Source organism: Streptomyces sp. SA15 (assembly GCF_002291145.1).
Classification (GTDB): domain Bacteria; phylum Actinomycetota; class Actinomycetes; order Streptomycetales; family Streptomycetaceae; genus Streptomyces.
The window spans coordinates 35039-59623 of sequence record NZ_NTGE01000014.1 but is presented as its reverse complement, the minus strand read 5'-3'; the positions used below and the strand labels follow the sequence as shown (position 1 = coordinate 59623).

Below are 24585 nucleotides of genomic sequence, written 5' to 3'. Positions count from 1 at the left end.
CGTGCGGACAGGGCAATGGCACAGGGGGACGTATGAAGTGCACGGGCGGGCGCCGCGTCGCCCTCGCGGCCGCGGTGGCGGCCACGCTGGCGGGGTGTACCTCCTGTACTTCCTCCGGCTCCTCCCAGGAGCCCGACGGGGACCGCGGGGCGAGCCCCGTCTCCCGTACGGCCCTGCGTTCCGCCGAGCGGTCCACCGACCGCGCCGAATCGGCCCGGGTACGGTCCACGACGGTCATGGGCACCGAGCTGTCCATCGAGGCCGACGGTGCCCTCGGCTGGGGCGACGGCCTCACCGGCGCCCTGACGATCACGTACACCGGCGGCACCACGGCCGAGGCGATGCGCCGACTCGGCATCACCTCGATGCAGGCCCGCTATCTGTCCGACGCCTACTACGCGCGGATGGGCGACGCGTTCGCCGAGAAGGCCGGCGGCAAGCACTGGATCAAGTACGCGTACGACGATCTCGAGGCCCTCGGCGGGGGCGGCGCCAACCTCGCGGACCAGCTGCGCAACACCACGCCGAACCAGTCGGTGAAGCTGCTGCTGGACTCCGAGGACGTGCGGAAGGTCGGCGAGGAGACGGTGGACGGACAGGCCACCACGCACTACTCCGGCACGGTGGCGGTGGCGGATGTCGCCGACGCGGAGCTGAGGAAACAGCTCCAGCACGCCGGCGTCACCACCGAGACCGTCGACATCTGGGTCAACGACCAGGACCTGCTGGTCAAGAAGGTCGAGAAGGGCCGGACGGCGAACGGCGAGCTGACCCAGACGGCCCACTACAGCGACTACGGCGTGAAGGTCTCCGCCGAGCGGCCCCCGGCCGGTGACACCGAGGACTTCAGGGAGCTGCTGGAGAAGCAGGGCGGGTCGACCTCCTGAGGTCACTGAGGCGAGGGAGACTTTTTGAGCCGCTTGAGGCGTAGTGAGGCCCAGGGAATTCAGGGGTCTACTCCTGACTCCTGGGATACGCTCGCAGCATCGCTGTGAACAATCCGTGTGTTCCTTGGGGGGAAACTATGGGGACTTCTTCCTTACGTCGTTCCATGTGCCGTAGAGCGACGGGTGCCGGGCTCGCCGTGCTGCTCCTCGCCGCCGGCGCGGCTGCGTGTGGGAAGGGCGAGGACTCGCCGAAGATGACGCCGGTGGCGGCCGTCGCCAAGGCGGCCAAGAACGCGGAGGACATCAAGTCCTTCCGGTATCGGTTGACCGGCAAGGTGCCGGAGCAGGGTCGCGTCAAGGCCGAGGCCGCGATGAGCATGAAGCCCACCGTGGCCATGAGCATGAAGATGACGGCGCTCGACCAGGGCGCGGACGGCACCGCGGAGATCCGGCTCGTCGACAAGGCCATGTACATCGGCGGGGGTGCCGCGGCCGCCAAGGAGATGGACGGCAAGAGCTGGCTCAAGTTCGACCTGTCCGAGCTGGGCGCCGAGGGGCTCGATGATCCGTCACTGGGGGCGGGCCAGGCCGACAAGAACCCGGCCGATCAGTCCACCTTCCTCACCGGCTCCAAAGATGTGGAGGACGTCGGCACCGAGACCGTCGACGGAGTGAAGACCACCCACTACAAGGGGACGGTCACCATGAAGGAGCTCCAGGAGTCCCTGAAGGGCGAGGACGACGCCACCCGGGATCGGCGCTTCGACCAGTTCACGAAGCTGGGCGTCGACGCGGTCACGATGGACATGTGGGTCGACGGCGACCACCAGACCAAGCAGTTCCGCATGCGGGGCGACGGCGACAAGGGTCCGCTCGACATGACCATCACGTTCCTCGACGTCAACGAGCCGGTGACGGTCGCGGCCCCGCCCGCCAAGGACACGATGGACCTCGCCGAGATGATGGACGAAGCGCAGAGCTGAGCGTCGTACGACCGGATTTGCTTGACAGCGATCCGGTCGCGTACCCTCCTACAGAAGCCAAAGACCGCTGGTCGTTGCCGTGTGCTCGTAAGAGGGCGCGGTGGCCGAAGGATCCGCTGAATGCTGCGGACGACCCGCGCAGGTGACTGTGGAAGTGCTCCCGTCGGTTCGCTGCTCGCGCTGCGAATGCCGGTCGAGCTACGCCCCGTGCGCCTGCGCCGGGGCGTTTCGTTTGTCCCAGCCCCTTCCGAGCGGTCGTCATCACCCGGAAGGAGGCTGAGGCTCATGGCGAGGCCTGACAAGGTCGATGCTGTCGTGGAGATGCGAGACAAGTTCCGCAACTCCAACGGCGCCGTCGTTACCGCGTACACCGGTCTCACCGTCGCGCAGCTCCAACAGCTGCGTCGTTCACTCGGTGAGAACGCTCACTACCGCGTGGCTAAGAACACGCTGACCAAGATTGCGGCCAATGAGGCCGGGATCACCGCGATCGACGACCTCTTCACGGGTTCGTCGGCCGTCGCCTTCGTGACCGGTGACCCGGTCGTGGCGGCGAAGGGTCTTCGTGACTTCGCCAAGGACAACCCCAACCTCGTCATCAAGGGCGGTGTCCTTGACGGTAAGGCGCTGTCCGCCGACGACATCAAGAAGCTTGCGGACCTCGAGTCCCGCGAGGTTCTGCTCTCCAAGCTGGCCGGTGCCATGAAGGGCAAGCAGTCCCAGGCTGCCGCTGTCTTCCAGGCGCTGCCGTCGAAGCTGGTCCGCACTGTGGACGCTCTTCGCGCCAAGCAGGACGAGCAGGGCGGTGCCGAGTAATTCGGCTCGCGAAATGACCGCCGCCTCACGGCAGCTCGCCTGAGGCAGCGGTCGTAGCGGGCCGAACGTACGCCCGCCAGACATGTACATCCGGCACCTGCCGAATTAGTGGAAGGATCGCCCATCATGGCGAAGCTCAGCCAGGAAGACCTGCTCGCGCAGTTCGAGGAGATGACCCTCATCGAGCTCTCCGAGTTCGTGAAGGCGTTCGAGGAGAAGTTCGACGTCACCGCCGCCGCCCCGGCCGCCGTCGCCGTCCAGGGCGGCCCGGCCGCCCCGGTCGAGGCCGAGGCCGAGCAGGACGAGTTCGACGTCGTCCTCACCGGCGCCGGTGACAAGAAGATCCAGGTCATCAAGGTCGTGCGTGAGCTGACCTCCCTGGGCCTGAAGGAGGCCAAGGACCTCGTGGACGGCGCCCCGAAGCCCGTTCTCGAGAAGGTCGCCAAGGACGCCGCCGAGAAGGCCGCCGAGGCCCTCAAGGGCGCCGGCGCCTCCGTCGAGGTCAAGTAACACCTTCGGGTCGTACTACAGGCCCGGTGGGGTCGTACTACAGACCCTGTAACGCTCAAGCGCTGAAGAGCGATCATCCATCCGGGTGGTCGCTCTTCGGCGTTCCGGGGGTCCGGCGGTGGCTGCCTTGCACCGAGGTACGTGCGGAGTATGGTGATCTTCGTCGTGTCTCCGGGTGTCCCCGGTGCAGGCCGCAAGTGACGAGCGCAGCAACCTGTTCGGGCAAGGGGGCCTTGACGAACCGCACGCAGCGCGCAATTCTCAGGACGCGTCGTCACAAGGATCCGAATCCGAGGCATGGATCGACGACGAAGAGGGCAGTATCAACGTGCGTTGAGGGCGTGGGCTTGCCGAAGGTGTTGAGAACAACGAGGGTCTCAAAAACCCGCACTGGACATCAGTGTGCCAAGTGGCTACACTGACCCTTTGCGCTGCCTGTTAGCTGCCTCCTGCCCGTCACCAGGGGCATGCCCTCGCTTGGACACCGACGATCAGATACCCCCGACCTGGCCAAACAGCCGAAAATGGGGAGTCTGTCTCTGTGTGCGGGAGAGGGACCGGTACGCGCGTAGTGAGTCCGAGCCCTCGGAAGGACCCCCTCTTGGCCGCCTCGCGCACTGCCTCGACCGCGAATACGAACAACGGCGCCAGCACCGCCCCGCTGCGCATCTCCTTTGCAAAGATCAAGGAGCCCCTCGAGGTTCCGAACCTGCTCGCGCTGCAGACCGAGAGCTTCGACTGGCTGCTCGGCAACACCGCCTGGCAGAGTCGGGTCGAGGCGGCTCTGGAGTCCGGTCAGGACGTCCCCACCAAGTCCGGTCTGGAGGAGATCTTCGAGGAGATCTCTCCGATCGAGGATTTCTCCGGGTCGATGTCGCTGACGTTCCGCGACCACCGTTTCGAGCCGCCGAAGAACAGCATCGACGAGTGCAAGGAGCGCGACTTCACGTACGCCGCTCCGCTCTTCGTCACGGCTGAGTTCACCAACAACGAGACCGGCGAGATCAAGTCCCAGACCGTCTTCATGGGCGACTTCCCGCTCATGACGAACAAGGGCACCTTCGTCATCAACGGCACCGAGCGTGTCGTGGTGTCGCAGCTGGTCCGTTCGCCGGGTGTCTACTTCGATTCCTCCATCGACAAGACGTCCGACAAGGACATCTTCTCCGCCAAGATCATCCCGTCCCGGGGTGCCTGGCTGGAAATGGAGATCGACAAGCGCGACATGGTCGGTGTGCGCATCGACCGCAAGCGCAAGCAGTCCGTCACCGTCCTGCTCAAGGCTCTCGGCTGGACCACCGAGCAGATCCTGGAGGAGTTCGGCGAGTACGAGTCCATGCGCGCCACCCTGGAGAAGGACCACACCCAGGGCCAGGACGACGCACTGCTGGACATCTACCGCAAGCTGCGTCCGGGTGAGCCCCCGACCCGTGAGGCCGCGCAGACGCTGCTCGAGAACCTCTACTTCAACCCCAAGCGCTACGACCTCGCCAAGGTCGGCCGCTACAAGGTCAACAAGAAGCTGGGTGCGGACGCTCCGCTGGACGCGGGCATCCTGACCGTCGAGGACATCATCTCGACGATCAAGTACCTGGTGAAGCTGCACGCGGGCGAGACCGAGACGGTCGGCGACAGCGGTCAGACGATCGTCGTCGAGACCGACGACATCGACCACTTCGGCAACCGCCGTCTGCGCAGCGTCGGCGAGCTCATCCAGAACCAGGTCCGTACGGGTCTGGCGCGTATGGAGCGTGTCGTCCGCGAGCGGATGACGACTCAGGACGTCGAGGCGATCACGCCGCAGACCCTGATCAACATCCGGCCGGTCGTCGCCTCCATCAAGGAGTTCTTCGGCACCAGCCAGCTGTCGCAGTTCATGGACCAGAACAACCCGCTGTCGGGTCTCACCCACAAGCGCCGTCTGTCGGCTCTTGGTCCGGGTGGTCTCTCCCGAGAGCGGGCCGGCTTCGAGGTCCGTGACGTGCACCCGTCGCACTACGGCCGTATGTGCCCGATCGAGACCCCTGAAGGCCCGAACATCGGTCTGATCGGCTCGCTCGCCTCCTACGGCCGCGTCAACGCGTTCGGTTTCGTGGAGACGCCGTACCGCAAGGTCACCGGCGGTGTCGTCACCGACGAGGTCGACTACCTCACGGCCGACGAAGAGGACCGGTTCGTCATCGCGCAGGCCAACGCCACGCTCAACGACGACATGCGGTTCGCCGAGAACCGCGTCCTGGTCCGCCGCCGTGGCGGCGAGGTCGACTACGTCGCCGGTGACGACGTGGACTACATGGACGTCTCGCCGCGCCAGATGGTGTCGGTCGCGACCGCCATGATCCCGTTCCTCGAGCACGACGACGCCAACCGTGCCCTCATGGGCGCGAACATGATGCGCCAGGCCGTTCCGCTCATCAAGGCGGAGTCCCCGCTCGTCGGCACCGGCATGGAGTACCGCTCCGCCGTCGACGCCGGCGACGTCGTCAAGGCCGAGAAGGCCGGTGTGGTCCAGGAGGTCTCCGCGGACTACATCACCACCGCCAACGACGACGGTACGTACATCACGTACCGCCTGGCCAAGTTCGCCCGTTCCAACCAGGGCACCTCGGTCAACCAGAAGGTCATCGTCCAGGAGGGTGACCGGATCGTCGAGGGCCAGGTCCTCGCCGACGGCCCGGCCACCCAGAACGGCGAGATGGCGCTCGGCAAGAACCTGCTCGTGGCGTTCATGCCGTGGGAGGGTCACAACTACGAGGACGCGATCATCCTGTCGCAGCGCCTCGTGCAGGACGACGTCCTCTCCTCGATCCACATCGAGGAGCACGAGGTCGACGCCCGTGACACCAAGCTGGGCCCCGAGGAGATCACCCGGGACATCCCGAACGTCTCCGAGGAGGTCCTCGCCGACCTCGACGAGCGCGGCATCATCCGTATCGGTGCCGAGGTCATCGCCGGTGACATCCTCGTCGGCAAGGTCACGCCCAAGGGTGAGACCGAGCTGACGCCCGAGGAGCGTCTGCTGCGCGCGATCTTCGGTGAGAAGGCCCGTGAGGTCCGTGACACCTCGCTGAAGGTGCCGCACGGCGAGACCGGCAAGGTCATCGGCGTGCGCGTCTTCGACCGCGAGGAGGGCGACGAGCTTCCCCCCGGTGTGAACCAGCTGGTGCGCGTGTACGTGGCGCAGAAGCGCAAGATCACCGACGGTGACAAGCTGGCCGGCCGGCACGGCAACAAGGGTGTCATCTCGAAGATCCTGCCGATCGAGGACATGCCGTTCCTGGAGGACGGCACCCCGGTCGACATCATCCTCAACCCGCTGGGTGTGCCGTCCCGAATGAACCCGGGACAGGTTCTGGAGATCCACCTCGGCTGGCTCGCCAGCCGCGGCTGGGACGTCTCCGGGCTCGGCGATGAGTGGGCTCAGCGCCTGCAGGCCATCGAGGCCGACCGGGTCGACCCGGGCACCAACGTCGCCACCCCCGTCTTCGACGGTGCGCGTGAGGACGAGCTGGCGGGTCTGCTGCAGCACACCATCCCGAACCGCGACGGCGAGCGCATGGTGCTCCCCTCCGGCAAGGCGCGCCTGTTCGACGGCCGCTCCGGCGAGCCGTTCCCGGAGCCGATCTCGGTCGGCTTCATGTACATCCTGAAGCTGCACCACCTGGTCGACGACAAGCTGCACGCCCGTTCGACCGGCCCGTACTCGATGATCACCCAGCAGCCGCTGGGTGGTAAGGCCCAGTTCGGTGGCCAGCGGTTCGGCGAGATGGAGGTGTGGGCGCTGGAGGCTTATGGCGCCGCTTACGCCCTCCAGGAGCTGCTGACCATCAAGTCCGACGACGTCACCGGCCGCGTGAAGGTCTACGAAGCCATCGTCAAGGGCGAGAACATCCCCGAGCCCGGCATCCCCGAGTCCTTCAAGGTGCTCATCAAGGAGATGCAGTCCCTGTGCCTCAACGTGGAGGTGCTGTCCTCGGACGGCATGTCCATCGAGATGCGCGACACCGACGAGGACGTCTTCCGCGCTGCGGAGGAGCTTGGCATCGACCTGTCCCGGCGTGAGCCGAGCAGCGTCGAAGAGGTCTGACGGGAGTTCGGAGGCCTTCGTCATGAAGGCCTCCGGCCCCAGGACCCCCGTATCAGACCCCATGACTTACAACCCTGAGAGGGATTGACGCATAGTGCTCGACGTCAACTTCTTCGACGAGCTCCGGATCGGTCTGGCAACCGCTGACGACATCCGTCAGTGGAGCCACGGCGAGGTCAAGAAGCCCGAGACCATCAACTACCGCACCCTCAAGCCCGAAAAGGACGGACTCTTCTGCGAGAAGATCTTCGGTCCGACCCGGGACTGGGAGTGCTACTGCGGCAAGTACAAGCGTGTCCGCTTCAAGGGCATCATCTGCGAGCGCTGCGGCGTCGAGGTCACGCGCGCCAAGGTGCGCCGTGAGCGGATGGGCCACATTGAGCTGGCCGCGCCCGTCACGCACATCTGGTACTTCAAGGGCGTTCCGTCGCGGCTGGGCTACCTGCTCGACCTCGCCCCGAAGGACCTGGAGAAGGTCATCTACTTCGCCGCGTACATGATCACGTACGTGGACGAGGAGCGCCGTACCCGCGACCTGCCCTCCCTGGAGGCGCACGTCTCCGTCGAGCGGCAGCAGATCGAGAACCGCCGGGACGCCGACCTCGAGGCCCGCGCCAAGAAGCTGGAGACCGACCTCGCCGAGCTGGAGGCCGAGGGCGCCAAGGCCGACGTACGCCGGAAGGTCCGTGAGGGCGCCGAGCGTGAGATGAAGCAGCTGCGTGACCGTGCGCAGCGCGAGATCGACCGGCTCGACGAGGTGTGGACCCGGTTCAAGAACCTCAAGGTCCAGGACCTCGAGGGCGACGAGCTGCTCTACCGCGAGCTGCGGGACCGCTTCGGTACCTACTTCGACGGTTCGATGGGTGCCGCGGCGCTGCAGAAGCGCCTGGAGTCCTTCGACCTGGATGAAGAGGCCGAGCGCCTCCGCGAGATCATCCGTACCGGCAAGGGCCAGAAGAAGACCCGTGCCCTGAAGCGGCTCAAGGTCGTCTCGGCGTTCCTGAGCACCACCAACAGCCCCAAGGGCATGGTGCTCGACTGCGTGCCGGTCATCCCGCCGGACCTGCGTCCGATGGTGCAGCTGGACGGTGGCCGCTTCGCGACCTCCGACCTGAACGACCTGTACCGCCGTGTGATCAACCGCAACAACCGCCTGAAGCGGCTCCTCGACCTCGGCGCGCCCGAGATCATCGTCAACAACGAGAAGCGCATGCTTCAGGAGGCCGTCGACGCGCTCTTCGACAACGGCCGTCGTGGTCGCCCGGTGACGGGCCCCGGCAACCGTCCGCTGAAGTCGCTGTCCGACATGCTCAAGGGCAAGCAGGGTCGCTTCCGTCAGAACCTGCTCGGTAAGCGTGTGGACTACTCCGCGCGTTCCGTGATCGTCGTCGGTCCGCAGCTGAAGCTGCACCAGTGCGGTCTGCCCAAGGCGATGGCGCTGGAGCTCTTCAAGCCGTTCGTGATGAAGCGCCTGGTCGACCTGAACCACGCGCAGAACATCAAGAGCGCGAAGCGAATGGTCGAGCGCGGCCGCACGGTCGTGTACGACGTACTGGAAGAGGTCATCGCGGAGCACCCGGTTCTGCTGAACCGTGCGCCCACGCTGCACCGACTCGGCATCCAGGCCTTCGAGCCGCAGCTGGTCGAGGGCAAGGCCATCCAGATCCACCCGCTCGTCTGCACCGCGTTCAACGCGGACTTCGACGGTGACCAGATGGCCGTGCACCTGCCGCTGTCCGCGGAGGCGCAGGCCGAGGCCCGCATCCTGATGCTGTCCTCGAACAACATCCTCAAGCCCGCAGACGGCCGTCCGGTGACGATGCCGACCCAGGACATGGTCCTCGGTCTGTTCTTCCTCACCACCGACGGTGAGATGCGGGACGTCAAGGGTGAGGAACGCTCCTTCTCGTCCGTCGCCGAGGCGATCATGGCGTTCGACGCGGGCGAGCTCTCGCTCCAGTCGAAGATCGACATCCGCTTCCCGGTGGGCACCATCCCGCCGCGCGGCTGGATGCCGCCGGCGCAGGAGGAGGGCGAGCCGGAGTGGCAGCAGGGTGACTCGTTCCGGCTGCGGACGACCCTGGGCCGTGCGCTGTTCAACGAGCTGCTGCCCGAGGACTACCCGTTCGTCGACTACGAGGTCGGCAAGAAGCAGCTCTCCGAGATCGTCAACGACCTCGCCGAGCGCTACCCGAAGGTCATCGTGGCGGCGACGCTCGACAACCTGAAGGCGGCCGGCTTCTACTGGGCGACCCGTTCCGGCGTCACCGTGGCCATCTCCGACGTCGTCGTTCCCGAGGCGAAGAAGGCGATCGTCCGCGGGTACGAGGCGCAGGACGAGAAGGTCCAGAAGCAGTACGAGCGCGGTCTGATCACCAAGGACGAGCGCACGCAGGAGCTCATCGCGATCTGGACCAAGGCGACCAACGAGGTCGCCGAGGCGATGAACGAGAACTTCCCGAAGACCAACCCGATCTTCATGATGGTGAACTCGGGTGCACGAGGCAACATGATGCAGATGCGTCAGATCGCCGGTATGCGTGGTCTGGTGTCGAACGCGAAGAACGAGACGATCCCGCGTCCGATCAAGGCGTCGTTCCGTGAGGGTCTGTCCGTGCTGGAGTACTTCATCTCCACGCACGGTGCCCGTAAGGGTCTGGCGGACACCGCTCTGCGTACCGCCGACTCGGGTTACCTGACCCGTCGTCTGGTGGACGTCTCGCAGGACGTGATCATCCGCGAGGAGGACTGCGGCACCGACCGTGGCCTCAAGCTGGCCATCGCCGAGCGTGGCGCCGACGGCGTCCTGCGCAAGGCGGACAACGCCGAGACCAGCGTGTACGCGCGCTGCCTCGCCGAGGACATCGTCGTCGACGGCAAGGTGCTCGCCCCGGCGGGCGTCGACCTCGGTGACGTCCTCATCGATCAGCTGGTCGCCGCGGGCGTCGAGACGGTCAAGACCCGCTCGGTCCTGACCTGCGAGTCCGCCGTCGGCACCTGCGCGATGTGCTACGGCCGCTCGCTGGCCACCGGCAAGCTGGTCGACATCGGTGAGGCGGTCGGCATCATCGCCGCCCAGTCCATCGGTGAGCCCGGTACTCAGCTGACGATGCGTACCTTCCACACCGGTGGTGTGGCCGGTGACGACATCACCCAGGGTCTGCCGCGTGTCGTCGAGCTCTTCGAGGCCCGTACCCCGAAGGGTGTCGCCCCGATCTCCGAGGCCTCTGGCCGCGTGCGGATCGAGGAGACCGAGAAGACCAAGAAGCTGGTCATCACGCCGGACGACGGCAGCGACGAGACGGCGTTCCCGATCTCGAAGCGCGCCCGACTCCTGGTCAGCGAGGGCGAGCATGTCGAGGTGGGCCAGAAGCTCACCGTGGGTGCCACCAACCCGCACGACGTGCTGCGCATCCTGGGTCAGCGTGCCGTCCAGGTCCACCTGGTCGGCGAGGTCCAGAAGGTCTATAACTCGCAGGGTGTGTCGATCCACGACAAGCACATCGAGATCATCATCCGGCAGATGCTGCGCCGCGTGACGATCATCGAGTCCGGCGACGCCGAGCTGCTGCCCGGCGAGCTGGTCGAGCGCTCGAAGTTCGAGACCGAGAACCGTCGTGTGGTCCAGGAGGGCGGTCACCCGGCCTCCGGTCGTCCGCAGCTCATGGGCATCACCAAGGCCTCGCTGGCCACGGAGTCCTGGCTGTCGGCGGCGTCCTTCCAGGAGACGACCAGGGTCCTCACGGACGCGGCGATCAACGCCAAGTCCGACTCCCTGATCGGCCTCAAGGAGAACGTCATCATCGGTAAGCTCATCCCGGCCGGTACGGGCCTGTCCCGCTACCGCAACATCCGGGTCGAGCCGACCGAGGAGGCCAAGGCCGCGATGTACTCGGCCGTCGGCTACGACGACATCGACTACTCGCCGTTCGGCACGGGCTCCGGCCAGGCCGTTCCGCTGGAGGACTACGACTACGGTCCGTACAACCAGTAAGCGAGCGTACGCTTGAGTTGAAGGGCGGTCACCTTTCGGGGTGGCCGCCCTTCGGCCTGTCCGGCGACGCGGTCTGTGCCGGAATTGCCGGTTCGGCGCATCATGGAGGGACTCGGGGGTTCGGGGAGGTGCTCCGTGTCGAATCCGTCGTGGCAACCCTGGGAGCCGGGGCAGGGTGGGCCTCAGCCGGGGCGTGATGCTCCGCAGTCGGGGCGTGATGTTCCGCAGTCGGGGCGTGATGCTCCGCAGTCGGGGCAGGGTGCTCCGCGCCCCTGGCATGGCGCGGGTGGTGCGCCGCAGCCCTGGCAGGACGCGGGTGGCCCTCAGCGTCAGCCGCAGCCCTGGCAGGACGCGGGTGCTCTCCAGCCCCAGCCTCAGCTCTGGCAGGTGCACAGTGCGCCGTCCATGCTCGCCTCGCACGCCGACCGCGAGCGGGCCGTGGATGTGCTCAGGGCCGGCTTCGGTGAGGGGCGGCTGGAGAAGGGGGAGTTCGACAGGCGGGTGGAGCGGGCCTACAAGGCCCGTACGGTGGGGGAGCTGGCTCTGCTGGTCGCCGACCTGCCCGCGGGCCCCGTACCGCAGCCTGCGCCCGTCGTGGCCGTACCGCGGACGTTCCTGCCCGTGCCGCGGCCGCGGACGAACGGGAAGGCGGTCGGGTCCGCCGTGTGCGGGCTGTTGTGTCTGCCGACCTTCGGGCTCACCGGCATTCCGGCGGTGATCCTCGGGCATGCGGCGCGGTCGGAGATCCGGAACACGGGAGAGGGCGGTGACGGGCTGGCCCTGACCGGGCTCGTGCTCGGGTGGCTGTCCACCGCCGGCTGGGCGCTCATGCTGACGCTGGCGTTCATGGTGGGGCTCGCGTCGGGGTGACGGGAGCTGTGTGTCGTAGATCATTGAGAGGTCGGTCACACACGCCGTGGCGTGGATTTGAAGATCGCGGACCGTCTCGGGGCTTGACATGTTCCGTCCGGTGATGCGAACGCGGGCCATTTGTTTTGACCGCAGCGATTGAGCTAGGTACGCTCAGACCTTGTGCCTGGGGTGTGCCCTGGCTCTCGTGCGTGCCATCACACCGCATAGGGGGCCGAGAACGGCCACCGTAATCTGCGCCTCTTTCTGCCTGGCGGCGGGAGTCAGCGGGTTCGACACACCCGACCGCGTGGGTCGGCGACGTTCCAGGTTAGCTTCACCATTCGGCACACAGAAACCGGAGAAGTAGTGCCTACGATCCAGCAGCTGGTCCGCAAGGGCCGGCAGGACAAGGTCGAGAAGAACAAGACGCCCGCACTCGAGGGTTCCCCTCAGCGTCGTGGCGTCTGCACGCGTGTGTTCACGACCACCCCGAAGAAGCCGAACTCGGCCCTGCGTAAGGTCGCGCGTGTGCGTCTGACCAGCGGGATCGAGGTCACCGCTTACATTCCGGGTGAGGGACACAACCTGCAGGAGCACTCCATCGTGCTCGTGCGTGGCGGCCGTGTGAAGGACCTGCCCGGTGTTCGTTACAAGATCATCCGTGGTTCGCTCGACACCCAGGGTGTCAAGAACCGCAAGCAGGCCCGCAGCCGCTACGGCGCCAAGAAGGAGAAGTAAGAATGCCTCGTAAGGGCCCCGCCCCGAAGCGCCCGGTCATCATCGACCCGGTCTACGGTTCTCCTCTGGTCACCTCCCTCATCAACAAGGTGCTGCTGAACGGCAAGCGCTCCACCGCCGAGCGCATCGTGTACGGCGCCATGGAGGGCCTGCGCGAGAAGACCAGCAACGACCCGGTCATCACGCTCAAGCGCGCTCTCGAGAACATCAAGCCGACCCTCGAGGTCAAGTCCCGCCGCGTCGGTGGCGCCACCTACCAGGTGCCGGTCGAGGTCAAGCCCGGCCGCGCCAACACCCTGGCGCTGCGCTGGCTGGTCGGTTACTCCCGCGCCCGTCGCGAGAAGACCATGACCGAGCGTCTGCTCAACGAGCTCCTCGACGCGTCCAACGGCCTCGGTGCCGCTGTGAAGAAGCGCGAGGACACCCACAAGATGGCCGAGTCCAACAAGGCCTTCGCGCACTACCGCTGGTAGTCGCTACCCACATCGAGACCGAGAGAAGACCGAAGCCTTATGGCTACCACTTCACTTGACCTGGCCAGGGTCCGCAACATCGGGATCATGGCCCACATCGACGCGGGCAAGACGACCACCACCGAGCGGATCCTGTTCTACACCGGCGTTTCGTACAAGATCGGTGAGGTCCACGACGGCGCCGCCACCATGGACTGGATGGAGCAGGAGCAGGAGCGTGGCATCACGATCACCTCTGCTGCCACCACCTGCCACTGGCCGCTGGACGACGTCGACCACACCATCAACATCATCGACACCCCGGGGCACGTCGACTTCACCGTCGAGGTGGAGCGCTCCCTGCGCGTGCTCGACGGTGCCGTGACGGTGTTCGACGGCGTTGCCGGCGTCGAGCCCCAGTCCGAGACGGTGTGGCGTCAGGCGGACCGCTACGGCGTTCCGCGTATCTGCTTCGTCAACAAGCTGGACCGTACCGGCGCCGAGTTCCACCGCTGCGTGGACATGATCTCGGACCGCCTGGGCGCCCAGCCGCTCGTCATGCAGCTGCCGATCGGTGCCGAGGCCGACTTCAAGGGCGTCGTGGACCTGGTCCGCATGAAGGCGCTCGTGTGGTCCGCCGAGGCGGCCAAGGGCGAGATGTACGACACCGTCGACATCCCGGCCACGCACACCGAGGCCGCCGAGGAGTGGCGCGGCAAGCTGCTCGAGGCCGTCGCGGAGAACGACGAAGAGATCATGGAGCTGTACCTGGAGGGCGAGGAGCCCACCGAGGAGCAGCTGTACGCCGCGATCCGTCGCATCACCATCGCGTCCGGCAAGTCCAGCGACACCACGGTCACCCCGGTGTTCTGCGGCACCGCGTTCAAGAACAAGGGCGTCCAGCCCCTGCTCGACGCGGTCGTGCGCTACCTCCCCACCCCGCTTGACGTCGAGGCCATCGAGGGCCGCGCCGTCAACGACCCGGAGGAGGTCATCAAGCGCAAGCCGTCCGACGAGGAGCCGCTGTCCGCGCTCGCGTTCAAGATCATGAGCGACCCGCACCTCGGCAAGCTCACCTTCGTCCGGATCTACTCCGGTCGCCTGGAGTCCGGCACCGCCGTGCTGAACTCCGTCAAGGGCAAGAAGGAGCGCATCGGCAAGATCTACCGCATGCACGCGAACAAGCGTGAGGAGATCGCCTCGGTGGGCGCCGGCGACATCGTCGCCGTCATGGGCCTGAAGCAGACCACCACCGGTGAGACGCTGAGCGACGACAAGAACCCGGTCATCCTGGAGTCCATGGACTTCCCGGCGCCGGTCATCCAGGTCGCCATCGAGCCCAAGTCGAAGGGCGACCAGGAGAAGCTGGGCGTCGCGATCCAGCGCCTGGCCGAGGAGGACCCGTCCTTCCAGGTCCACTCGGACGAGGAGACCGGCCAGACCATCATCGGTGGCATGGGCGAGCTGCACCTCGAGGTGCTGGTCGACCGTATGCGCCGTGAGTTCAAGGTCGAGGCCAACGTCGGCAAGCCGCAGGTCGCCTACCGCGAGACGATCCGCAAGGCCGTCGAGCGCGTCGACTACACGCACAAGAAGCAGACTGGTGGTACCGGCCAGTTCGCCAAGGTGCAGATCGCGATCGAGCCGCTCGAGGGTGGCGACACGTCGTACGAGTTCGTGAACAAGGTGACCGGTGGTCGTATCCCGAAGGAGTACATCCCTTCGGTCGACGCCGGTGCGCAGGAGGCCATGCAGTTCGGCATCCTCGCCGGTTACGAGATGACCGGTGTCCGCGTCACGCTGCTCGACGGTGCCTACCACGAGGTCGACTCCTCCGAGCTCGCGTTCAAGATCGCCGGCTCGCAGGCCTTCAAGGAGGCCGCGCGCAAGGCCAGCCCCGTGCTGCTCGAGCCGATGATGGCCGTCGAGGTCACCACGCCCGAGGACTACATGGGTGACGTCATCGGCGACATCAACTCCCGCCGTGGCCAGATCCAGGCCATGGAGGAGCGGGCCGGTGCCCGCGTCGTGAAGGGCCTCGTGCCCCTCTCGGAGATGTTCGGCTACGTCGGAGACCTCCGCAGCAAGACGTCGGGTCGCGCAAGCTACTCGATGCAGTTCGACTCCTACGCCGAGGTTCCGCGGAACGTCGCCGAGGAGATCATCGCGAAGGCCAAGGGCGAGTAACGCAGCGCGTCTGCACGCCGTAGGCTTGACTCCGGAGCCTCGTGGGGCATTCCACCGCAATCATGGTGAGAATGCCCCGGGGCCCGGGCTTTCCAGCAAAGATCACCTGGCGCCGATGAAGTAAGGCGTACCAGAACCACTCCACAGGAGGACCCCAGTGGCGAAGGCGAAGTTCGAGCGGACTAAGCCGCACGTCAACATCGGCACCATCGGTCACATCGACCACGGTAAGACCACCCTCACGGCGGCTATTACCAAGGTGCTGCACGAGGCGTACCCGGACCTGAACGAGGCCACCCCGTTCGACAACATCGACAAGGCGCCCGAGGAGCGCCAGCGCGGCATCACCATCTCCATCGCGCACGTCGAGTACCAGACCGAGGCGCGTCACTACGCCCACGTCGACTGCCCGGGTCACGCGGACTACATCAAGAACATGATCACCGGTGCCGCGCAGATGGACGGCGCGATCCTGGTGGTGGCCGCCACCGACGGCCCGATGCCGCAGACCAAGGAGCACGTGCTCCTGGCCCGCCAGGTCGGCGTGCCGTACATCGTCGTCGCCCTGAACAAGGCCGACATGGTGGACGACGAGGAGATCATGGAGCTCGTCGAGCTCGAGGTCCGTGAGCTCCTCTCCGAGTACGAGTTCCCGGGCGACGACCTCCCGGTCGTGAAGGTCTCCGCTCTGAAGGCGCTCGAGGGCGACAAGGAGTGGACGCAGTCCGTCCTGGACCTGATGAACGCCGTCGACACCGCCATTCCGGAGCCGGCGCGTGACGTCGACAAGCCGTTCCTCATGCCGATCGAGGACGTCTTCACGATCACCGGTCGCGGTACGGTCGTCACCGGCCGTATCGAGCGCGGCATCCTCAAGGTGAACGAGGAAGTCGAGATCATCGGTATCAAGGAAGAGAAGACCAAGACCACGGTTACGGGCATCGAGATGTTCCGTAAGCTGCTGGACGAGGGTCAGGCCGGTGAGAACGTCGGTCTGCTTCTCCGCGGTATCAAGCGCGAGGACGTCGAGCGCGGCCAGGTCATCATCAAGCCGAACACGGTGACCCCGCACACCGAGTTCGAGGCCCAGGCCTACATCCTGTCCAAGGACGAGGGTGGCCGCCACACGCCGTTCTTCAACAACTACCGCCCGCAGTTCTACTTCCGTACGACGGACGTGACCGGCGTCGTGACCCTCCCCGAGGGCACCGAGATGGTCATGCCGGGTGACAACACCGAGATGAAGGTGGAGCTCATCCAGCCCATCGCCATGGAAGAGGGCCTGAAGTTCGCCATCCGTGAGGGTGGCCGGACCGTGGGCGCCGGCCAGGTCACCAAGATCAACAAGTGAGCTTGTCGATCTGACCTGGTAGCTCCGACTGCGAGCTCCTGAAGGGGCCCGTACGACTTCGGTCGTGCGGGTCCCTTCGTCATGTCCGGGCGCCCTCTTCCCCGTCAAATGAAGTGTTGGCAAACACTGGGAGGCGTCTCGGCGAGAGTTGCGGCAAATTCCCCACCTGCGCGCGCGGAATGTTCTTGTCTGTTCGCTGTGGGGTGGTTGGGGCGGCCGTAGCGTGAGCTGTCCGGTGGCCGCCCCGGCCCGGGATCACTTCATGAGGACGGACAGGTGCCGATGTACGGCGCGGACAGCAGGACGTCGATACCACGACAGGTCGTCGGCGGACTGCAGCAGCCGCTTCCCCCGCTCACCGTGCCCGACGACATGCCGACGCGGCCCCTTCGGACGATCCGGACGGTGAAGCACGCGGCCGTGCCCGAGCGGGTGGGCCGCCGGCTGTACGCCATCGACGGCATCCGCCTGCTCGCCGCCCTGATGGTGGCCGTACACCACTTCGCCGGCACGAACCGCGTCAACCAGCCGGACAACGCGATCTGGGACCGGCCGGTGTCCGACATCATGCCCACGGTGTTCAGGTTCGCCGCCTACGGCTGGATCGGCGTCGAGATCTTCTTCGTGATCAGCGGCTTCGTGATCTGCATGTCGTGCTGGGGCCGTACCCCGCGGCAGTTCTTCGTCTCGCGGGTGATCCGGCTCTACCCGGCCTACTGGTTCGCCATCGCCTTCACCACGGCCGTCCTGGTGGCGATCCCGGGCGTGTGGGACCGCCTGCGGCTGCGCGAGATCCTGCTCAACCTCACGATGCTGCAGTCCGGTTCGGGCGTGACCAACGTCGACGGCGTGTACTGGACCCTCTGGTCCGAGCTGCGCTTCTACCTGCTCTTCCTGCTCGTCGTCGCCACGGGGCTGACGTACCGCAAGGTCGTGGTGTTCTGCTGTGTGTGGGGCGCGGCCGCGATGCTCGCGCCCGTGGCCGACTTCCATCTGTTGGAGCTGATCGCCAACCCGGACGGCGCTTGGTACTTCATCGCGGGCCTCGCCCTCTACCTGATGCACCGCTTCGGCCAGGATCTGCTGCTGTGGGGCATCCTCGGCATGGCCTGGCTGATGGGGCAGCTGGAGCTGGGGCGCCGGATCGACGAGGTCGAGCATGTGTCCGGGTGGCGGGGCAGCGTGGTGATCTTCACCGTGTTCCTGCTGGTGATGGTGGCCGTCGCGCTGGGCGCCACGGACCGCATCCGCTGGAAGTGGCTGGTGACGGCCGGCGCCCTGACGTATCCGCTCTATCTGACGCACTACGTGGCCGGTACGACGCTGATCAACAGGTTGCGGGACACGATGGACGCCCGGCTGCTGGTCGTGGTCGTGATCGTCGGCTTCATGGTGCTGAGCTGGCTGGTTCACCGGTTTGTGGAGCGGCCGGTGGCGGGGCTCATGAAGCGGGGGCTGGATACGTCGTTCGCGCGGTTGCGGAACGCGGGGTAGGGGGCGTGAGGGCGGGGGGTGCGGTGCGATGGCCGTCGTGGCGCACTCGACGGTGTTCACCCTTCGGGCTCTCCTGCGGGGCGTTCAGGGGGTGGGCTCTTCGGTGCCCTTCTCCCTGTACCGGGGGAGGTCGGTCGTCGAGATCGTCCAGTCGCCGATGGTGACGTCTTCCCCGTACACGAAGTCCTTGCGGGTGGCATAGCGCGGGCCGTCGGGCGTGGAGTGGATGTCCGTGAGGACGGCACCGGTGCCGGTGCGGGGGTCGAAGACCGCGTAGATGGGGATGCCGAGCAGGGGGTAGTCGCGCATCTTGCCCACCCAGTCGTTCTCGGGGTTGGAGCGTGAGACCACCTCAATGGCGGCGATGAGGGTACGGGGATCGATGGAGCCCTCGACGTTCAAGTCGTCCCACGCGATCACCATGACATCGGGGTGACGCATGATCCCCTCTGGCTCGTCCTCCACATCGGGCGTGCCATTGTGGGCCAGTAGCTCGTCCGGCATGACCTTCTCCAGCCGGCGGCTGACGTGCGCGGCTGTCACCTCGTGGGGCCCTCCCGGCGACATCATGTCGTGAACGATTCCTTCCTTGGTGATCTCGAATTTGCCGGGGAGGGTGTCGTCCATCGACTGAACGAAGTCCCGCATGGTCCGGTACAGGTGAGAGGCGCCATGCTGCGCGTCGTCCGGGGCGATGGTCATGGCGCTCGCTCCTCGTCGTCTGTGCCCGCGGGCAAGGATCGTCACATCCATGCTAGGCGGCCTCCGGGAGGCTGGATCGGCAGTCGTGGCAGTGGCCGGGTGCGGGGGCGCGGAAGGCGCGGTCGCAGCCGTCGCAGTTCTGGAGCGGGTGCCGGGCGGCTGGCGGTGGGGCGGGTGCGCGGAATGGGGGTGGGGGTGGTAGCTGGGCGGTGAGGCGGTGGGCGAGGAGGGCGGCGGGGCGTCGTGGGCCTTCGGGTGGGAGGTCGGTGGTGAGGGCTTGTCGTACGGCGGTGGGGGTGAGGTCGCGTTCGAGCCAGGCGGCGACGCCGGGGGCGAGGTGGGTGGTGTCGCAGGTGGAGAGGAGGAGGTGGGGGTCGTGGCGGTGGAGGTCGGCGAGGAGGTCGGTCGCGGTCTGGAGGAGTGTGGGGGACGGGCAGGCTGGCTGCGGTACGGCGGGGAGGGGTTTGCGGGGTGTGCGCTGCTTCGGCTTCTTCGGTGGTGCCGGGCTGTGCGCATCGGCTGCCTGCCGGTGGTGGCCGGGCTGGTTGCAGGAGATGGTGCGGGTGATGATGCGGCCGCCGGGGGTGCGTTCGCGGATGCGGCGGAGGTAGCCGTGGGCTTCCAGTTCGCGTAGGGCGGCGGCGATGCGGGTGGTGCCCTCGGGGAAGCGGGCGGCGAGGGTTTTGATGTCCACGCGGGCGCCCTTGGGCAGCGACTGGATGTGGAGGGCCAGCCCGATCGCGACGAGCGAGAGCTCGGGGTGCTGGGCGAGGTGGTTGCCGACCAGGGTGAAGCGGGTGGTGTGGCGGGTGTGGTCGTGGTCGAGGCCGCCGCCGGGGCGGGGATGCGGGTGCCGCCGGTTCGGGTGGTTGTTGGCGGCAGGGCGGGACTGGGCGTGCGGGGGCACGCTAGGGTTCTGCGTATCCATCAGGAAGGGGCTTTCTTCCTCGGTGGTCAGGCCCTCGCACTGGGATTGCCGTCCCGGCGGGGGCCGTCGCATGTCTGCGGTTGTGTTGCGCTGAGCGTAGGACAGGCAACCGGCCAGGAATCCAGTCGAGTTGGTCATGTTCACTCGCGTGGGTGAGCGGCGCGCTGGGCGGCGGGAGGGTGGGGTGGGGCTTGGTGGGGGTCCTTTTCACCGTCGTGGTTCTTGGGGAAGAGCGCCCCTTGCACCGGAGCACGCGTTTCTGTGCTCCGGTGGTGTGAGGTTCAGCTGCGCCCAGACCGTCTTGCGCGGGCGCGGCCCCTGGGTGACGCCCCAGCGGTCGGCGAGGGCCTCGACGAGGACGAGCCCCCGGCCAGACTCGGCGTCGGCGGTGCGGACTTGGGCGTGGGGCAGGCGGTCGCCGCAGGTGTCGGTCACCTCGATGCGCAGGGTGCCGCCGACGACGTAGAGGGTGAGCCGGAAGTCCCGGCCGGGGACGCGGCTGTGGGTGGCCGCGTTGGCGGCGAGTTCGGCGATGACTTGGCGTGCGGGGTCCAACGGGAGTTCCCAGGAGCGGAGTTGTTCGGTGGCGAGGAGGCGGGCGAGGCGGGCGCCGCGTGGTGTGGGGACAGCTGCACGCTGAAGTTGCGGATGGGGTGGGCGAGTCGGGCCTCGGGGGCGGCGATTTCGTGGATCACGTCACTCAGCGTGGCGGTGCATGCTTACTGTGAAAAGTGACTCAGCGGGTGCGTACGGTGACTGTCCGGAGCTTGTCCGGTCGTGTCCAGGCTGTCGAGACCGGCCGTACGGGTAGGGCGCTGCTGCGCCAGAGCGGTACGACGGAGGGGCAAGGCATGACGGTCGAGGCGGACGCGGGGCGGCTCAAGAGTGAGGCGGACGAGCCGGGTTGGGAGGTGGACCCGGACGACGAGTGGGGAGTCGCGGTCATCGCCACCGTCGGACGGCAGCTGAAGCTGCGGCGGGAGGCGGTGGGGATGCGGGCCGCCGACTTCGGGAAGGCGGTCGGGTACGGGGAGGACCTCGTCTACAAGATCGAGGGCGGGAAGCGGATTCCCCGGCAGGAGTACCTGGACAAGGCCGACAAGGTGTTGAAGGCGGGTGGCCTCATCGCGGCGACGTGGGAGGACGTGAAGAAGGTCCGGTACCCGAAGAAGGTGCGGGAGCTGGGGAAGCTGGAGGCCAAGGCGGTCGAGATCGGCGTGTACGAGTGCAACATCATCGCCGGGCTGTTGCAGACCCCGGAGCACGCGCGGTCCGTGATCGAGGCAGCGCAGCCTCCGTACTCGCCGGACGACGTGGAATGTATGGTGGCCGCTCGCTTGGCCCGGCGGTCGGTCTTCGAACGCGACCCGGCTCCCTCTATCAGTTTCGTCCTGGAAGAGGCGCCGCTACGACGCCCTCTCGGAGGCACAATGGCGTGGCGACAGCAGCTCGAACGTCTGCTTGAAGTGGGTCGGATGCGTAACGTCACCCTTCAGGTGATGCCTATGCACTGCGAGGTTCACTCCGGCCTGGACGGCAGGATCGAGCTGCTGAAGTTCGAGGACGGCACGGCGGTTGGACGCTCCGACGGCGCCTTCAACGGCCGCCCCGTCTCCGACCTGCGGCAGCTTCGTATCCTTGAGCTGCGGTATAGCACCATTCGGGCGCAGGCCCTCCCACCATGGGAGTCGCTGGCCTTCATCGAGAAACTGCTGGGAGAGACATGATGCACAAGGCCTCCGCCGGGGACGCCTCCGAATTGGCGTGGTTCAAGAGCAGCTACAGCGGCGGCAACGATGGCGAGTCCTGCGTCGAACTCGCCACCACCCCCGGCACCGTCCACGTCCGTGACTCCAAGCAGATTGAGGGCCCTCGGCTCGCGCTCACGCCGAGGTCTTGGGCGGACTTCGTGTCCGGTGTTTGCCGCTGACCGTAGGGGACGCCTGCTTCTTCGGCAGTCTCGTGCTGGCACTGCCCGCCTCTATGGCCGGTGAGCTTCAGAAGAGGGCGTCCCGCAGCGTCACTTGCGCACACCGGGCGATAAGTCCGCCCGAGGGCTGCTACTTCAACTGCCCGCCCGGATCCGGATGAGGACCAGCGCGCGCACGAGGGTCGTGTCGAGCTTGGCGAGGGACGACGTCGAGCCGTCCAGAAGGACGACCTGACCCTTGTTGTTGTGCGCGTAGATCAGGTTGCCCGTCGCTTCATGACCGCCGATCTCGCGGCGGGCCCAGACCACGCCTCGCGTGTCTGGGCCTGGCTCCCGGACGGCCTTGATGACGTCGTCCCAGTGACCCACGGATACGTGCTCGAAGTCGGGGAAGTACCGGCGGTGCAGCCGGCTCCACCAGCCGGGGGCCTCGTGGGCCGAGCGCCAGGGCAATGCGACCGATGGCCATCCGTTGATCGCGGAGTGCAAGGCGGTGACGCAGACGCGCGCGTTGATCCTTCGGGCCTGGTGGACAACCCGGTGGGCAGCCTCGTGAGGCGGGGCCGGCTCCAGGTCGGCGAGCGGTGCACTCGGCGCCGGATGGAACGGGGAACCGTCGTGTTTGGGCACCACGACGGAGGCCGCGAGCATCGGCGTGAGCGGATATCCGGGCTGAGGCGAGGGTCGGCAGGCCATCAGCCAGGCCGTGTCCGTCTCGCGTACAGGATGCGGTGTGGCTAGCGTGACGAGCCCGCCGTAGAGTTCGTCGAGCCATGCGGCCGCAAGTTGCGCGGGGTCCGGTGATCCGCTCACTGGTGATTTCCTTGCAGGTCCGTCAGAGGGATCTTTACCGACGGAGAGCTGTTGGGATTCACTGTGAGCGTCACGTGAGCAGGTAGTTGTGTGATTAGTTGCCGAAGAGGAAGCCTGCGTAGTAGAGGTACTGACATCTGGAGCATGTTCGGGACTCGTATAGATCGCGACGGAATTATCCGGCATGACGCCAGAGGGCCGATCCGCGCCTTCTTCAATGTCCGATGCCATATATGCGATGGATTCGAGTAGGGCGTTTCGAACATCGGTGTCGGGGCCGTAATGGGTGGCGGCCAGCTGGATCGCAGCGTCTACCGGGTCGGTGGGAGACCTGAAACCGCGGGCACGAGGTGACGGGCGGTAGTTCGGATTGTGTGTGAATTCCTCTGTGAGGCGACCGCTCGAATCGACCTTCCATGCACCGATGACCCCGTACGGGGGAACCTTCCCGGCCGGGTCGAAATGCGGATCGATCGCGTACACCCAGCCGCCAGGGCTCTCGGCAGCCTGTGCGCGCACTGCGTCGGTGACGGGAGGTACCGCTACTCGAGGTTCATCCATCTCCGTGCCCCCTGCGCCGCTCATGCGCGCGCTGCTGTTCTGCCACGCTTGCGAGCCGTGCCCGATCCGCCAGTGGTACGTCGTCAAAGATATCCACAGTCATCGGAGAGCCGGTGCCGGGCCAACGGTATGCCCGTCGGCCGCCTCCCATCTCGAGAGCCATGCGGCTGGGATAGACGTCCACGCATGCCCCCTCGACGGCAGGTTTCAGGCTGTGGTCTTCCAAGACTTCCCGCACGCTCGAAAGCGCTGTGAAAAAATTCCAGGAGGTGGCGGACCACGAGAGTGAGCCGCTGGTGATGTGAACGGTGTAGTCGTCCTGCGAAAGCTCGGCTACGAGCTGTCCGGGTTTTTCGCCTGACTGCGAGACGAGGGAGATCTCTTTATCGTAAAGGACCTCTTTCTCAACGGACACGTTCCGCCTCGGGTCTATAGTTGGGGTTAGGGATGAATTCGCCATATTCGTCTCACCGATTTTCAGGCCTGTGTTGATGCCGTCCTTGATGCCCTCACCGATGTCACCAAGACGCCCATTACTGCTCACTCCCACCCTGCTGCTGAGCAGCCTGGGCGCGAGCCTCGGGTGAGGGCCCGAAGGTGTCGTCGAGCATCTGGTCGTACTCAGCGTCGGAGACCCCGAAATTCGCGTGCAGGTTCTCGGGGTTCAGGCCCAGGGGCCCGACGGTGCGGGAGGTCATCAGGTCGCGTCCGGCGTCCTTCCAGCCCTGGCTGCTGTTGGTCATGGCCTGGTCGAAGGACTCCTTGCTGTAGTCGACGTCACCGCCATAGACGCCGGAGGTGGCGATATCGCCCCAGCCCATCCCGGTGACCTCGGTCGGAGGCGTACGGATTGCCGATGGCAGCGTTGGTGACGACCTTGAGGTGCCTTCGACGTACTGGTCGGTCTCGTAGTAGGTGCCGGCCGACAGGTCGGCCTTGACAGCGAACGCGTTGCCCTCGTTGATCAGCGAGCGCACACCCCACTCTCACCGCTCACAGAACGACGAGAACGTCTCGGTAAGTCCGTACTGAGACATGGCGCTAAGTATCACGACTGAACACAGCGAGGAGCGACCCGCCCCCGGCGCGCTTTCCGCGTCTGAACCGTCGCCCACACGCAACGTTCACACACCCGACGTGTCCTGGGATCGCCGGCCCCAGTTCGGCTCATGCCGGGACTAGAGCAGATTCCGGGTCGTACGCGGCAGGAAGCCGCTCCACCTGAGTACGAGCGCTCATGTGCAGGCCTTTGAGCTGCGATTGGCTGAGGTCGGTCTCCGATCTCGTGCCGACCTGGCCT

19 protein-coding genes and 2 pseudogenes are annotated in these 24585 nt (G+C 66.4%); 14 read left to right on the top strand and 7 right to left on the bottom strand.

Annotated elements, in window-relative coordinates; genetic code table 11:
- The first annotated feature begins 32 nt into the window (after nucleotides 1-32).
- The 12 genes from CLM62_RS01905 (at nucleotide 33) to CLM62_RS01845 (ending at nucleotide 18351) form a co-directional block, all read left to right on the top strand.
- Nucleotides 33-887: an LppX_LprAFG lipoprotein gene (locus CLM62_RS01905; protein ID WP_095748116.1), complete on the top strand. Its 855-nt coding sequence runs from the start codon at nucleotides 33-35 to the stop codon at nucleotides 885-887.
- A gap of 164 nt (nucleotides 888-1051) precedes the next feature.
- A complete protein-coding gene (locus tag CLM62_RS01900; protein ID WP_179381895.1) occupies nucleotides 1052-1870 on the top strand; it encodes a DUF1396 domain-containing protein in 819 nt (272 codons plus the stop codon).
- A 285-nt stretch (nucleotides 1871-2155) separates the two neighbouring features.
- Nucleotides 2156-2686 carry a 50S ribosomal protein L10 gene (gene rplJ, locus CLM62_RS01895; protein WP_095748114.1) on the top strand — a complete coding sequence of 177 codons (531 nt, stop codon included), beginning with the start codon at nucleotides 2156-2158 and terminating at the stop codon, nucleotides 2684-2686.
- Nucleotides 2687-2812: 126 nt separating this feature from the next.
- Nucleotides 2813-3196 (top strand): 50S ribosomal protein L7/L12, encoded by a 384-nt coding sequence (rplL, locus tag CLM62_RS01890; RefSeq protein ID WP_095748113.1) that lies wholly within the window; start codon nucleotides 2813-2815, stop codon nucleotides 3194-3196.
- Nucleotides 3197-3797: 601 nt separating this feature from the next.
- Complete coding sequence (rpoB, locus tag CLM62_RS01880; protein ID WP_095748112.1) at nucleotides 3798-7283, top strand: DNA-directed RNA polymerase subunit beta; 3486 nt, start codon at nucleotides 3798-3800, stop codon at nucleotides 7281-7283.
- Nucleotides 7284-7377: 94 nt separating this feature from the next.
- Nucleotides 7378-11277, top strand: a complete 3900-nt coding sequence (locus CLM62_RS01875) for a DNA-directed RNA polymerase subunit beta' (RefSeq protein WP_095748111.1) — start codon at nucleotides 7378-7380, stop codon at nucleotides 11275-11277.
- Between the two features lie 405 nt (nucleotides 11278-11682).
- Complete coding sequence (locus tag CLM62_RS01870; RefSeq protein WP_095748110.1) at nucleotides 11683-12147, top strand: DUF1707 and DUF4190 domain-containing protein; 465 nt, start codon at nucleotides 11683-11685, stop codon at nucleotides 12145-12147.
- A gap of 348 nt (nucleotides 12148-12495) precedes the next feature.
- Nucleotides 12496-12867, top strand: coding sequence for a 30S ribosomal protein S12 (gene rpsL, locus CLM62_RS01865; RefSeq protein ID WP_003948652.1), 372 nt, complete (start codon nucleotides 12496-12498; stop codon nucleotides 12865-12867).
- A gap of 2 nt (nucleotides 12868-12869) precedes the next feature.
- The gene (rpsG, locus tag CLM62_RS01860; RefSeq protein WP_007384059.1) at nucleotides 12870-13340 is read left to right on the top strand and encodes a 30S ribosomal protein S7; all 471 of its coding nucleotides are present in this window, start codon (nucleotides 12870-12872) and stop codon (nucleotides 13338-13340) included.
- Nucleotides 13341-13379: 39 nt separating this feature from the next.
- Nucleotides 13380-15506 (top strand): elongation factor G, encoded by a 2127-nt coding sequence (fusA, locus tag CLM62_RS01855; RefSeq protein ID WP_095748109.1) that lies wholly within the window; start codon nucleotides 13380-13382, stop codon nucleotides 15504-15506.
- Nucleotides 15507-15663: 157 nt separating this feature from the next.
- Nucleotides 15664-16857, top strand: coding sequence for an elongation factor Tu (gene tuf, locus CLM62_RS01850; RefSeq protein ID WP_095748108.1), 1194 nt, complete (start codon nucleotides 15664-15666; stop codon nucleotides 16855-16857).
- Between the two features lie 282 nt (nucleotides 16858-17139).
- Nucleotides 17140-18351 (top strand): acyltransferase, encoded by a 1212-nt coding sequence (locus CLM62_RS01845; RefSeq protein WP_095748192.1) that lies wholly within the window; start codon nucleotides 17140-17142, stop codon nucleotides 18349-18351.
- 84 nt (nucleotides 18352-18435) lie between these two features.
- Here CLM62_RS01845 and CLM62_RS01840 read toward each other — a convergent pair whose 3' ends face one another.
- The 3 genes and pseudogenes from CLM62_RS01840 to CLM62_RS01830 form a co-directional block, all read right to left on the bottom strand.
- The gene (locus CLM62_RS01840) at nucleotides 18436-19053 is read right to left on the bottom strand and encodes a Uma2 family endonuclease (protein WP_095748107.1); all 618 of its coding nucleotides are present in this window, start codon (nucleotides 19051-19053) and stop codon (nucleotides 18436-18438) included.
- 52 nt (nucleotides 19054-19105) lie between these two features.
- On the bottom strand, nucleotides 19106-19981 hold the full coding sequence (locus tag CLM62_RS01835) for a helix-turn-helix domain-containing protein (protein ID WP_179381894.1): 876 nt from the start codon (nucleotides 19979-19981) through the stop codon (nucleotides 19106-19108).
- A 207-nt stretch (nucleotides 19982-20188) separates the two neighbouring features.
- A pseudogene (locus CLM62_RS01830) lies at nucleotides 20189-20676 on the bottom strand (ATP-binding protein).
- A 156-nt stretch (nucleotides 20677-20832) separates the two neighbouring features.
- Between CLM62_RS01830 and CLM62_RS01825 the strand changes: the two are divergent.
- Nucleotides 20833-21708: a helix-turn-helix transcriptional regulator gene (locus CLM62_RS01825; protein WP_095748105.1), complete on the top strand. Its 876-nt coding sequence runs from the start codon at nucleotides 20833-20835 to the stop codon at nucleotides 21706-21708.
- Complete coding sequence (locus CLM62_RS01820; RefSeq protein ID WP_095748104.1) at nucleotides 21705-21911, top strand: DUF397 domain-containing protein; 207 nt, start codon at nucleotides 21705-21707, stop codon at nucleotides 21909-21911. The genes CLM62_RS01825 and CLM62_RS01820 overlap by 4 nt, the downstream gene beginning before the upstream one ends.
- Before the next feature lie 135 nt (nucleotides 21912-22046).
- On the opposite strand, the gene CLM62_RS50910 is transcribed toward CLM62_RS01820, so the two are convergent.
- The 4 genes and pseudogenes from CLM62_RS50910 to CLM62_RS01805 all read right to left on the bottom strand — a co-directional run bounded on the left by CLM62_RS50910 (nucleotide 22047) and on the right by CLM62_RS01805 (nucleotide 24262).
- Nucleotides 22047-22724: a toxin glutamine deamidase domain-containing protein gene (locus tag CLM62_RS50910; protein ID WP_095748103.1), complete on the bottom strand. Its 678-nt coding sequence runs from the start codon at nucleotides 22722-22724 to the stop codon at nucleotides 22047-22049.
- 180 nt (nucleotides 22725-22904) lie between these two features.
- Nucleotides 22905-23285, bottom strand: a pseudogene (locus tag CLM62_RS50905) (type VII secretion system-associated protein); the annotation flags it as partial.
- A complete protein-coding gene (locus tag CLM62_RS49190; RefSeq protein WP_143658895.1) occupies nucleotides 23278-23829 on the bottom strand; it encodes a hypothetical protein in 552 nt (183 codons plus the stop codon). The pseudogene CLM62_RS50905 and the gene CLM62_RS49190, both read right to left, overlap by 8 nt.
- Nucleotides 23819-24262, bottom strand: a complete 444-nt coding sequence (locus CLM62_RS01805; RefSeq protein WP_257003610.1) for a hypothetical protein — start codon at nucleotides 24260-24262, stop codon at nucleotides 23819-23821. Before CLM62_RS01805 ends, CLM62_RS49190 begins: the two co-directional genes overlap by 11 nt.
- Between the last annotated feature and the right edge of the window lie 323 nt (nucleotides 24263-24585).

Excerpts from the sequence above, each read along its gene's own strand:
- CLM62_RS01905 (WP_095748116.1), top strand. The coding sequence starts at position 33 with ATGAAGTGCACGGGCGGGCGCCGCGTCGCCCTCGCGGCCGCGGTGGCG.
- CLM62_RS01900 (WP_179381895.1), top strand. The coding sequence starts at position 1,052 with ATGTGCCGTAGAGCGACGGGTGCCGGGCTCGCCGTGCTGCTCCTCGCC.
- rplJ (WP_095748114.1), top strand. The coding sequence starts at position 2,156 with ATGGCGAGGCCTGACAAGGTCGATGCTGTCGTGGAGATGCGAGACAAG.
- rplL (WP_095748113.1), top strand. The coding sequence starts at position 2,813 with ATGGCGAAGCTCAGCCAGGAAGACCTGCTCGCGCAGTTCGAGGAGATG.
- CLM62_RS01870 (WP_095748110.1), top strand. The coding sequence starts at position 11,683 with ATGCTCGCCTCGCACGCCGACCGCGAGCGGGCCGTGGATGTGCTCAGG.
- rpsG (WP_007384059.1), top strand. The coding sequence starts at position 12,870 with ATGCCTCGTAAGGGCCCCGCCCCGAAGCGCCCGGTCATCATCGACCCG.
- fusA (WP_095748109.1), top strand. The coding sequence starts at position 13,380 with ATGGCTACCACTTCACTTGACCTGGCCAGGGTCCGCAACATCGGGATC.
- CLM62_RS01845 (WP_095748192.1), top strand. The coding sequence starts at position 17,140 with ATGTACGGCGCGGACAGCAGGACGTCGATACCACGACAGGTCGTCGGC.
- CLM62_RS01840 (WP_095748107.1), bottom strand. The coding sequence starts at position 19,053 with ATGACCATCGCCCCGGACGACGCGCAGCATGGCGCCTCTCACCTGTAC.
- CLM62_RS01835 (WP_179381894.1), bottom strand. The coding sequence starts at position 19,981 with ATGGATACGCAGAACCCTAGCGTGCCCCCGCACGCCCAGTCCCGCCCT.
- CLM62_RS01825 (WP_095748105.1), top strand. The coding sequence starts at position 20,833 with ATGACGGTCGAGGCGGACGCGGGGCGGCTCAAGAGTGAGGCGGACGAG.
- CLM62_RS01820 (WP_095748104.1), top strand. The coding sequence starts at position 21,705 with ATGATGCACAAGGCCTCCGCCGGGGACGCCTCCGAATTGGCGTGGTTC.